This window comes from Draconibacterium mangrovi, from assembly GCF_010586825.1.
Classification (GTDB): Bacteria; Bacteroidota; Bacteroidia; order Bacteroidales; family Prolixibacteraceae; genus Draconibacterium; species Draconibacterium mangrovi.
In genome coordinates this window covers 46,120-57,706 of the sequence record NZ_JAAAGB010000006.1, presented here as the reverse complement: position 1 = coordinate 57,706, position 11,587 = coordinate 46,120, and the positions used below count along the sequence as shown (strand labels likewise).

Annotated in this window: 5 protein-coding genes; 4 read left to right on the top strand and 1 reads right to left on the bottom strand. The window is 35.3% G+C overall.

The features are described from left to right. Positions 1 to 6: 6 nt before the first annotated feature. Complete coding sequence (locus G4420_RS15310; protein WP_163324821.1) at positions 7 to 3,057, bottom strand: SusC/RagA family TonB-linked outer membrane protein; 3,051 nt, start codon at positions 3,055 to 3,057, stop codon at positions 7 to 9. 816 nt (positions 3,058 to 3,873) lie between these two features. Between G4420_RS15310 and G4420_RS15305 the strand changes: the two genes are divergently transcribed. From G4420_RS15305 to G4420_RS15290, 4 genes are all read left to right on the top strand, one after another. Beyond that, the gene (locus tag G4420_RS15305; protein WP_246241653.1) at positions 3,874 to 4,104 is read left to right on the top strand and encodes a helix-turn-helix domain-containing protein; all 231 of its coding nucleotides are present in this window, start codon (positions 3,874 to 3,876) and stop codon (positions 4,102 to 4,104) included. 343 nt (positions 4,105 to 4,447) lie between these two features. Then, a complete protein-coding gene (locus G4420_RS15300; protein ID WP_163324820.1) occupies positions 4,448 to 4,930 on the top strand; it encodes a hypothetical protein in 483 nt (160 codons plus the stop codon). Between the two features lie 85 nt (positions 4,931 to 5,015). Continuing rightward, positions 5,016 to 5,708, top strand: coding sequence for a toll/interleukin-1 receptor domain-containing protein (locus G4420_RS15295; RefSeq protein WP_163324819.1), 693 nt, complete (start codon positions 5,016 to 5,018; stop codon positions 5,706 to 5,708). Between the two features lie 1,197 nt (positions 5,709 to 6,905). After that, positions 6,906 to 11,030, top strand: a complete 4,125-nt coding sequence (locus tag G4420_RS15290) for an NACHT domain-containing protein (protein WP_163324818.1) — start codon at positions 6,906 to 6,908, stop codon at positions 11,028 to 11,030. Positions 11,031 to 11,587: the final 557 nt, after the last annotated feature.

Genomic DNA, 11,587 nt, shown 5'->3' with positions numbered 1-11,587 from the left:
ATGTTTTTAAAAGTTAAGTTGTAGGCCAAAAGACCATGTTCTTAGCGGTGGCAAAAAACCGGTCGAGAAAAATTCCGGGTCAAGCCCAAAATAATCAGTGAAGGTCAACAGGTTTTGTCCCTGTACATACAGCCTAATATCCTGTACTTTTTTGTAAACCGGTAAACGATAGCTGAGCTGTATGTTTTTTAAGCGGATAAAAGAAGCATCGCTGATAGTGGCTGTACTGCCTTTGAAATACCTCAACACCTTGTTTTTCTGGGCATCAGCTCCGGAGGTATAGGCCATATACCGGCCATCGGGATTAGATTCCGACCATACATCCAGCACTTCTACAGGCTGGTTGTTCATCGTACCCGGGTTTAGCATCAAAGCATTATAGTTACTTTGGCGCTGTTTTACAAACTGGAACAAAAACGAGAAATCCCATCGTTTATAAGTAAACTGGTTCGTCCAGCCGCCAAAGTACTTTATCCCTACATCTTCAATTACCTGATTATCGTCAGGGGAGGTTATACTGCCATCTTCGTTATAGTCAGTAAAGGTATACAGGCCGGTTTCGGGATCAATACCTTCGTAATTATAAACTTTTTTAATGGAGACAGGATAGCCCACCTCATAGGAGTTGGCGTAGGTGGAACCTTCTATACCGGGGAATTCCACCAGCTTGTTATCAGGAAAACTGATATTAAAATCACTAACCCAGCGAAAATTCTTTGCCTGGATTGGCGTGGTGTTGAGTTCGAACTCTGTTCCTTTGTTTTCTACGGTAGCCGGTAGGTTGGCCTGTATACTGTTAAAGCCCGTAGTGGCTGGCAACGGGATACCTACCAACTGATTGCCTGAACGGTTCCGGTACCAGACTGCTGAAAAGTGCATACGGTCGTTTAGAAAGCCGGTTTCCAGTGCTACTTCCAGCTTGGTGGTTTTTTCCCAGCTAAAATAAGGGTTGTACAGCCGGGAAGGGTAAAGCGAAGAGCTGCCGCCGTAGCTGGTACTGCTTAGCGTATAGGTATCCAGATACTGATAATCGCCAATCAGGTCGTTGCCGGTAGTCCCGTAGCTGGCCCTAAGTTTACCGAAATTTAGCCACGTACTGTTTTTTAAAAAGTTCTCTTCGCTGAACAACCAGGCAGCTCCCACAGCCCCGAAACTGGCAAAACGGTTGTTGGTCCCGAAACGGCTGGAACCGTCGCGCCGCCCGGTAAGGTTTACGATGTACCGTTTTTTGTACTGGTAATTTACCCGCCCGAAAACTGCAAAATAGCGGTATTCGGTTTTCGCATCATTTTGTACCGAAACCGTATTAGCCGCTTCCAGGTTGGTAATAAGAGCATTGCTCTCAAACCCATATCCAAAGATCTGCAACGAGGTTTTGTCCCGTTGTTGATATGTGCTTCCGGCCAGCAGGTCGATTTCATGGTCTCCATACTTTTGTTTGTAGTTCAACTGGGGTTCTACAAGGTATGAAAACAGACGGTTTTGGCTCTTATAAGCTGACGATCTGGCCGGGGTAATTCCAAAGGCCGGGTTATACCTTGTATTGGGAGACAGCAGTAATTCTCCGGAACCTTGTTGGTTGATTCCGCCATTTAGTTTTATATAAACCGCAGGTAATAATTCGTAAGAAATGTTCATATTAAGGTTAATAGTTTTCACATCGCTCGAATAGGTGGCCTCGTATGCAGCTACCGGGTTGTTAAAGGTTTTGTTTTCCCAGTTTAGGCTGCCATCTTCCTGGTAGAGTGCCGGGGCGTTCGGACTTAAGATCAGCGTTTTGCTGGTTATGTCGGATTGTACCAGGTTGTTGGATTGATCCGAAAACAGAGTGCTGGCATTTAAAGTAAATTTATTATCCTTAGATCGGTGATTCAGGTTCCAGGACAGGTTATTGGTCTTGTATTTGAAACCCTTACCGTAAACCGTGCTTTGCTCGTTGTGGCTGCCACTGATTAGAAAGCGGGTAGTTTGACTGCCTCCATTTACCGATAGCTGAATATTGGTGTTGGTGGCTGTTTCGCCAATCAGTTCATCCTGCCAGTCGGTGTAACGGTTTTCGTCCCAGGTACCATTTACATCGTAGGCATTGGCCGGATAGTCTGTTCTTCCGTCGTTGACATAAGCCTGGCGGCGCATTTCTAAGTACTGCTCAGTATTCATCAGTTCCATTTTATTGGCTATACGGCTAATTCCGTAGCTACTGTTGATACTGAAAATAGTTTTGCTTCCCGCTTTTCCTTTTTTAGTGGTAACCAAAATTACTCCGTTGGCACCGCGAGAACCATATATGGCCGTGGCATCGGCATCCTTTAAAATTTCGATGCTTTCAATATCATTTGGATTGAGGGCATTAAGCGGACTGGTTTCTCCGCGTGGCAGTATCGCTCCGGACAGAGAAGAACTACTTTCAGCACTTACGGGTACTCCGTCGATAATGTACATTGGATAGTTGCCTGTACGACGCAAACTGTTAACACCGCGGATTTGTATATTGTACCCTCCACCGGGCACTCCGCTGCCCTGGGTAATATTTACGCCGGCCATACGCCCCTGAACTGCCGACAACACATTATTTACAGGCTGGTTTTCGATCTCTTTAGCTGCTACCGAGGAGATGCTACCTGTGCGTTCGCGTTCTTTTACCGTATAGTAACCGGCATTAACCGTTACTTCTGAAAGTGTGGTAATATCTTCCTGCAGCTGTACATCCACCAGCGAACGTCCGTTTACAGGAATTTCCAGGGTTTTGAAACCTATAAAGGAAAAGGAGAGTATTGCATCGGAAGGTACGTCATCTAAGAAATAACGCCCGCTGGCTTCGGTAATCGTACCAATTGACGGTGATTCTTTTAGTACTACGTTTACTCCGGGGAGTGATTGATTGTTCTGATCCGTTACACGACCACTAACGTTAATGGTTTGTGCGTAGGCGTGGCCGGAGAACAATAGAATGGGAATACAAAAGATAACTAATAGCTTAAGCGTTCTGTCCAAGCCGTTTACTATTTGCGACACACGACGTAATAATGCAGAGGAATAGCTTTTAAAATTTTGCATAAAATTTATTTTAATATTGGGTAATAAGGTTAAATCCTAAGATGCCAGGATTGGTATGTGGATCGTGAAAGTTTGGTATTTCACGATTTATAGGAAGTCATTCCTCACTCGGGTGATTTAATTTTGTTTTGGTACAGGCTATGGTGCCGGCTGAAGAAAAATACCAAACTCATGTAGGAAAGTGTAGATGCAAAACTGAATAGTTTTTGCCGTTTCCCTGGCTTGTTGTTGACTATTTGAGGAATCGCAAAAAGTTCAAAGTATTTCCGGAAAATCAGACACACAGAGGTATAATTTTCCTTGTGTGGAAAGTTTTTCATAAATTTCGATGTTAATTGATGGTTAGAATTAATTAACGACCAAGCCTGCTACACGTCGCCAAACTGTTGTAGCGGGCTTACTAATTGTTCTCTGTTTATTTTGTCATAGGCAGCTTATTTTTAGGTAAAAGCATCATTACGCAGCATCATACCAGCGGATAAGTATGATGTAAGCCGGAAAGCTGAGTTGAATTATAAAACGCCTGGAATTAAATGAAAAAGGGCGCGGACTCAACTTACCGACTTGAGGTACTGGTATACCTTGGAACGATAAGAGAACCCACGCCTAGGTCGTGAGCCTCTTGACTTATTATCTCGTTCCGTAAAATTACCAGTTTTCAAGTCGAGATTCTAAGCAATAGCTTCTATATTTTATTTACGAAGTATCGCAAAATTATGATTACGAGGCTAAATTAATAAAAATTATTTAATGGTACATGTACCGTTGATAAAAAAATAAAAAATCTCCCAATTTGTAGATAAAATAATATCGTCATTGGCAACTGAGATTGAAAAATATATAATTGATAAGATTCGTGGAATGAGGATTAATAACGATCTGTCACAGATGGCTTTATCTCAAAAAATAGGCATGAGTAGTAGCTTTGTATCTCATGTAGAATCTTCAAAACGTAGGGCCAAATACAATATTAATCATCTAAATGAAATTGCCAAAGTTTTTGCTTGTTCTCCTAAAGACTTTTGGCCGGATACTCCAATAACTTAAAATAGAGAGTCTTCACTTAATAATAAAATCGGCAGCTATTCTATCGATTGGTATTTCCGATTTACATCAATCCTTTTTAAGCTATTTTTTACCGATCACCTACAATTTGGTGACTATCAATTAACAAGTGTTGTTTTAATTATTTATATTGTTAACTTTAAGCTTCGAATAAAAACCTTAGCCGTTGATTGGGTACCCTGAAATAACAATAAAAAAATCGGTAATTATTTTAAGTGTTGTTATTCCTCCATTTTGGTTGGGAACAGTGCTTAAAAAAATGATATCATGAATGTAACATCGCTTGGGGATATTATGTACTAGATGTGTTCAATTTTAAAACGACATGAGAATAACTAATTTACCGATATGGTTTAAACAGATTACATTCCAAAAAGAAAGTAGAATTATAGCAAACGGACTAACCATTCCATATTTAATTGGGAGCTATGCTATTTGCGGTCAACCGCTTGATGACAGACCGATTAAATCTCTAATTCTTGAAGTTATTGAATCTGAACTTGAAGTTTGCGCTGTTTTGCAAAAGTGTCCTTACATACGACAATATGTAATTGGAGTAGACGACCGAAAATTTTGTGACAAATATATAAAAGGGCAAATAAAATTTGAAAATTCTTTAGGACAGTCAAGCCTTTTTATAACACAAAATGCGAGCGAACTTGGTAGTGACCTTGATAACATTGTTACTCATTTTGAAGAATTATATATCGACTGTATAAACAACAACAAATTCTCATGGAACAATGAAACAAAGAATTGGGAATTGTTTACCGAAGATGAAATAAATCTAATTGAAAAAGGAAAATAATAGACATATATATTTGAAACATTAAATATGAAACACAATTTTTTAAGCTTATAAATTATAATGTAAACAACCTAAATTAAGAAAAATGGCAAGATGTACAGCACCAAGAAATGGTCATCGAACGGCAAGTGGAAGGGCAAACTGCCCAGTATGTGGAGGTAGTAGCTATCGTAGTTACGGTTCCTATCAATCTTATTCTCCATCTTACTCTTCATATTCAAACAATCGAATAAGTAGTAGCAGTGGTACAGGACGAACTAAAACTAAAGCAAGTTGGTCTTCTGCTGGTTCTGCTGTTTTATACACACCGGCAGAAATTCGAACTCTAACACCAGTTCGAGAAAATGTTGAAAAACGTTCAAATTTACCAGACTTACGAGACGTTTTTCTTTGTCATGCTTGGGATGACCGCAAAGATTCTGCTAAAGATTTGCACGATTTACTTGAGTCAAATGGTGTATCCGTTTGGTTTAGTGAGAAAGATGTTTTATTAGGCTCATCATTACTTCGGGAAATAGACAAAGGACTGGCAAAATCTAGAGTTGGGATTGTATTAGTTACTCCTTCTTTTCTTGAACGTGTAAAAGGAGAGGGAATTGCAGATAAAGAGCTTTCTGCTTTATTAGCTCGTGATTTACTAGTTCCAATTGTTCACAACACGACTTTCGAAGATTTACGAGAAGTAAGTCCATTACTAGGTTCGCGTAGTGGACTAAGTACACTTGAAGATTCAATGGAAAATATTGCATCAAAGTTAGCCGAATTAGTAACCATATAGACTATTTTTTAAAATCAGAATTCTGGTTAATTAAGAAAAAAACTGCAACACGGTACATATTGCAGGGCGGGGTTTAGTGGTGCGCCAACTGTAGATTCTCGCATCGCAGTTCGGTGTTCTACCGGACACTAACGCTCTCCGGAATCCACCCTGACAAAAAGTGCCAATCGTTGTGTGCAAGGCTAAAAAAGACAATAGCTATATGAAATTAAGAGCCAAAAATAATTTGATCTATCTTACAATATTGCTTGTATTGTCTGTAACAGTTCTATGGCTAAATCAGAATCATTTCTTCTTGTGTTTAGACAGTTCCAAGTTTAGCAATTTACTGACTCCGGTAATTACTTTATTTTCTGTAATCCTATTGATACGAACACTGTCTGACAGTCAAACTTTTAATTCAAGACAATTAGGGATAAACGAGTATAATATATTATTGCAGGATTTTGAATTGGTAAAAACCAATATTGAGAATCTAACCTTTAATTTTGACACAGATGGATTCTCCGACAATTTTAAAAAGCAATTAGCGGAATCTAACAGAACAAATTACATCTCTTTGTTCATGCTATTTTTAGGCTCTGAGTTATCAAGAACAGAAAGTGACAATGAGGAACTAATAAGCAGAATACGTTTCGGAGTCATATTTCCATTGATTCGTAACTATAAAAATCTCATCATTTTCCTTAACGAAGTAATACAAAATGACATTCTTAGTGATAGATACAAGAAAAAATTTTATTTAAAAACTGAGCAATTGTTACTTCAACACTATTTCAGAATTTGTAATAACGTTGACTCCACTGGAGAACCAGAATATGATTTTAAGCTCTTCGACACTGTAGCTTATAAATCGCATGAATTCACAGAACTGAATAACCTATTCATAAAGAACAATTTATTTCAAATTAATGATTTAGAGTTTTACCAAAAGACATTATGAAGAATGTCGAGTACAACAATTATAAATTACATCGCGGTTTTCGAGGTGTGTCGTTCGCTGGATTCACGTGTTGCAGTTATGTGTTTTTTGGACAGGAACTCCCTCCAAAATCAATACTGGAAACATGTACCAACCGTTGTGCTTCATGCTGAAAAGACCATCGAATATTTGGCTCATTTACAAGCTACACACAGGCTAATACTTAAGCTTGTAAGGAGCCAAATTTTATCAATCGTACAAAAGAAAAATTGAATATGACAGCTTTTTTAATAAGTATACTGGCAAATATTACAACAGAAGCAGGTAAGGCTATCTTAGAAAAAATAACAGGTCGTAAAACGATAGTTCAATTTGTTGCAGATGCTTTTGACCGAGCACTTAATAATTGGACTGTTAATGACGATATCCGACGAAAAGAGTCTGTTCATATTGCAAGTAGAATAACTTTATTGAAACAAATTGTAACTGAATATGAAAGCAGTAATTCAATTGATAAGAATATACAGGAACTTTTGAATTTGTTTCGCTTAGAATTAATGAGTGATAAGGTTGCCTATAATCTATTAATAGATAATTATTTTCAAAATATTATCGGTCGATTAACTAGAATGGAAGGTAAAATTGACAATATTGATGAATTAATAGTTGATTTTAGTAAACGATTTGAATTGAGAAATTTGGATACAAAAGAATTTGTTCCAATTTCTTTAATCCAAGATAATACGACAATTCCAAAATCATTCTTTATTAATGAATTGCAAAATGAACCAATATACATTCCAAGAACTCTTGTAAACTACCAAAATATAAATGAAGAGAAAATTCTATTTAATGACAAGTCTGAAGAAAATATTGGTTTAAAAGAGTTGCTTTTAAAGGAATCAAAAGTAGTACTACTTGGAAGTGCAGGAACTGGGAAATCCATTGAATTAAAAGAAACAGCCATAGAAATTGCAAGATCAAATGAATATTATCCAATATTTCTTACTTTAAATAAATACCTTCCAGAAGATAAAATTGAAGATATTTTACCGAATGAGTGGAATTCTGTTCCCGAAAACAAATTTATTCTTTTTCTTGATGGACTTGATGAAATAGAACCTTCTCAATTCAATCATGCAAAAAGGAGGATAGCTCAATACTCTCAAAAATATTCTAAAACAAAAATTGTAATTAGTTGTAGAACCAATTTTTATGAATTGCCTTCTAATAATAAAGTTGGAACATTACGAGATTTTAAACCCTACTTTATAAATGAGCTTACTTTAAATGATGTAAAGACATATGTTACAAAGTACTATTCCTACGATGGAGAAGCCTTTCTAAAGGCGGTTTATGATAACAATTTAGAAGATTTACTTTTTAACCCATTCTTTTTAAAACTCATTCTTAAGAACTATAAAAAGCATAACGAACAACTAATTTCTAGTAGAGTCGAATTATTTAGAGAATTTATAGATTCTCGTTTAGAACTAGATGAAAGTCATTTTGTTGAAACAGTAAATCTGAATGATGAAAAGTATAAAGCACTAAATCTATTACGAAAGATTTCACTCTCAATGGAGGTTATTGGAGCTAGAGCCATTGACGAACAAGACTTAAGAAAGGTTGTTGCGGAAACTTCAGATTTTAATCTGGTTAAGTACTGCACAGTTTTTAAAAAGGAAGAAGGAGTTGCTGCAAAGTGGAAGTTTGAACATAATTACTTTCAAGAATTTTTATGTGCAGAATTATTATCGGAACAACCATTTGAGATAGTAAAATCTTTTATTTCATATAATGAATATGAAAAGGTTTTGCCAACATGGTTTAATACTGTCGCGCAACTTATAAGTATTTTAGATTCAAAATCTGATTTATTAAAAGAAATAACTGAATGGTTAATAAAAAATGATTCAGAAGTGTTGGTTAATGTAGAAAGAGAGAAACTATCATTAGAATTAAGGGAAAGTATTTTTATTCAAATTTTCAATTATTATAGAAACTTAAAGATTTGGATTGACTCAAATAAATTTAGAGATAAGGATTTAGCTTATTTTGGACAATCTGAAAAATGTATAAAATATATCTTTAATATTGCTATAGATTCAGATGAGCCCCGTATTGTGCGTTTAAATGCCCTAAATGTCCTAGGCGGATTTTCATATACCAATATTTCTGATAATACATTAATTAAAAATCAATTGATAAATGTTCTAAAAGAGAAGATTGAAGATTCAAATTTTGTATTTACAGTTATTAATACTATTCGCAAGTGTGGCTATACAGATAAAAATACCGTAAGTAAAGTATTTGAAATAACACAAGACAAGAAAGCAAGGTACATTAGAGCTGCAATGTATAAATTTCTTATTGAAGCAATTGATTTTGAAAATTACATAGAATACTACATAGAAGGTTTCCGTATACTTAAGACAAAAGATGAAGGAAGAGGGGAAACTAGTCTATGGGATGAAAGTTGGAATCTAAGAGAAGGTTTGAAAAAATTTAAGACTTTTAATTCTCTTAAATTAATCCTTGAATTTTGTATTTCTGAAAATTATCTTGAAAAGGAATATGACAGCGATAAGGTATTTAAGAGCATAATCGCTAATTGTATCGGAATCTATGTAACAGAACAAGAAATATTTGATTATGTATTCAAACTGATGCATCATTTCTGTAGACGTTGGTCAAATAATGTTGCCAAAATAGTTAAAGACTTTTTTGTTAAAACAAAAACAGAGCAGAAAGCATTTGAAACAACATTGGAATTAATTAAAACAAAAGATGAGAACCATTCTTATTATGCTCTTTTGTCAAGCTTTATCAATGTAAATAATTACAACCAGCTAATAGAACAAAATCTAAGCAATTATATTTCAAATAATTTTACACGAAGGCTTTATTGGGATATTAGGAACGAAGATATTGATCTAGCAGAATTGTATAAAGAAGCGGTGCATAAACAAACTGATATTAAGATTGAATTGCCAGAACAAATCGATTGGGATGAAATTAGGAATAAGCGAGCTCAAGCTTCGTTTAATTTACTTTTTGATGTTGACGCATTTAAGGAAGAGGCATTAAGAGTTTTTGGTGATAAGGTATCTTTAACTTGGGACGAACTTTGGGATATTACGAAAACAAAATCAATTCCGCAGGAGATGGAAGAAGTATTTGTTAATTCCGCACTAGATTTTGTTCGTGATTTTGCTAGAGATTCAAAAATAGCTCACAAAAAAAATATAGAAGAATGGTTTACGAATAAAAATAATGTGGAACGTTATTTTATTGAAGAAAAATATCACAGCATTAAAAACAATGATTCTCTAGAAATTAGTGAAAAACAAATTAATGAAATTAAAAGTTGGTTCGAAAAATATATCGGAGTTATTGATTTCAAAAGAGCTGTAACAAAAGAAGATGAGAAAAGATTTTCAATTAACAATTATGCTTGTTATCTCACTTTTTTCATGAAGAAATTTGGATTCGAATGTAAAGAAGCCATATTGCTTGATATGCTTTTATTTGCATTTGGTGAATTGATTGGAATAGAAACTATTCAATTTGATTATATTATAAAATCAGTAAGTGATATAGAATTAGTTAAAGCTAGGGTTGTTGAAAATATTATCTCACAAAAAATTGCCCATTTTTCCATTTACAAGGCTCACGTAGAGTTCGCCTTAATAAATAATCTAAGTCAATGTTATCCTACAATCTTACAAAACTTACTCATCGCAGATGATGAAGAATACGACAAAAACTCAATAATTGATTTGTTCTTCAAATATAAAGAGGGGATTATGGGATTAAAAGATATGTGCGACGAACTTGAGTTTAATGTGAAAATACATCTATTTGATAAACTTATTCAAAATGATGAAGCTTCATTTGTTGTTGCAAAATTAGTGGCATATTCTGAGTCAGATTTAGATGTAAATGAGAATAGATTAGTAAATAATTTACTCATTACAACAAAACAGATATCAGGTCTTAAAAGGTCTATTGACTGGATTAAGAGTCATAAGCAAAATCCGTTTAGTCAACATGGACAAGGTTTATCTCATTTTAATGACATTAAAGCTTTACCATACTTAATCGAACTATTAGAATTATCATATGACTCTAGCATAACATCTGAACATAGTTTTGATAGGTTGTGGAGTTTAGTAGTAAATGGCTTAGAGAATTTGGCGCTTGCTTCAAAAGAAAATTATTCTATTGTAATAGCACGTATGAAGTCATTTATTGTCGAAAAGAAAGGTATCCTGGAAAATGTTGAATTTTTAAACAGACCAATTGAAGGAATTAAAGAAAAATATTACAGTAATGAAAATATAAATTATAATATTGAAACTGCTTTAATAAAGATACAATCATTAATAACCACCTAAGCCATGCACATTAAGCAAACGCACATATCAGCCACACAACCAAATTTGTTTAAGGATTAATCTCCGCTCGCGCCTCCCGAAACTTCGGGATGTGCTCGGTGTGCAATTCGGCGGATTGAACCGGTTCTTTGGAGCTGTTCAGTTTATTCCATAGATTCCATAAAAGATGTAGCCATCGCCGGTACGTATAATCTAAAAAGGTTGTTCAAAAATAAAAGACCGCAACACATAATGGAGTTGCGGTCTAATAATCCAAGGCATGTTCACTTATTTACCCAGTATGACATGGGCGACTGCAGTAATAACAACCATTTACCTGGCTGTAATAACTTTTCGCTGCTTTTACCGCCTCAGCACAATTCGTAAAAGAACCTAAGTAAATTCTGTTCTCTGCTGCTGGTAAGTACGAACAACTACCTGTATGTACTTCATGATCGCCATTAGCCTGAGCATTTTTGTTTACATAGTAAAAAGCCATTGTCTTTCAGTTTTTTGATTATAAAAAATGATTTGTAAATAATCTGAAAATATGTAGAAGGTTTAAAACATATTTCAGT

What these genes read in the sequence shown, in the direction of transcription:
- G4420_RS15310 (WP_163324821.1), bottom strand. Translation starts at nt 3,057, where the DNA reads ATGCAAAATTTTAAAAGCTATTCCTCTGCATTATTACGTCGTGTGTCG.
- G4420_RS15300 (WP_163324820.1), top strand. Translation starts at nt 4,448, where the DNA reads ATGAGAATAACTAATTTACCGATATGGTTTAAACAGATTACATTCCAA.
- G4420_RS15290 (WP_163324818.1), top strand. Translation starts at nt 6,906, where the DNA reads ATGACAGCTTTTTTAATAAGTATACTGGCAAATATTACAACAGAAGCA.
- G4420_RS15295 (WP_163324819.1), top strand. Translation starts at nt 5,016, where the DNA reads ATGGCAAGATGTACAGCACCAAGAAATGGTCATCGAACGGCAAGTGGA.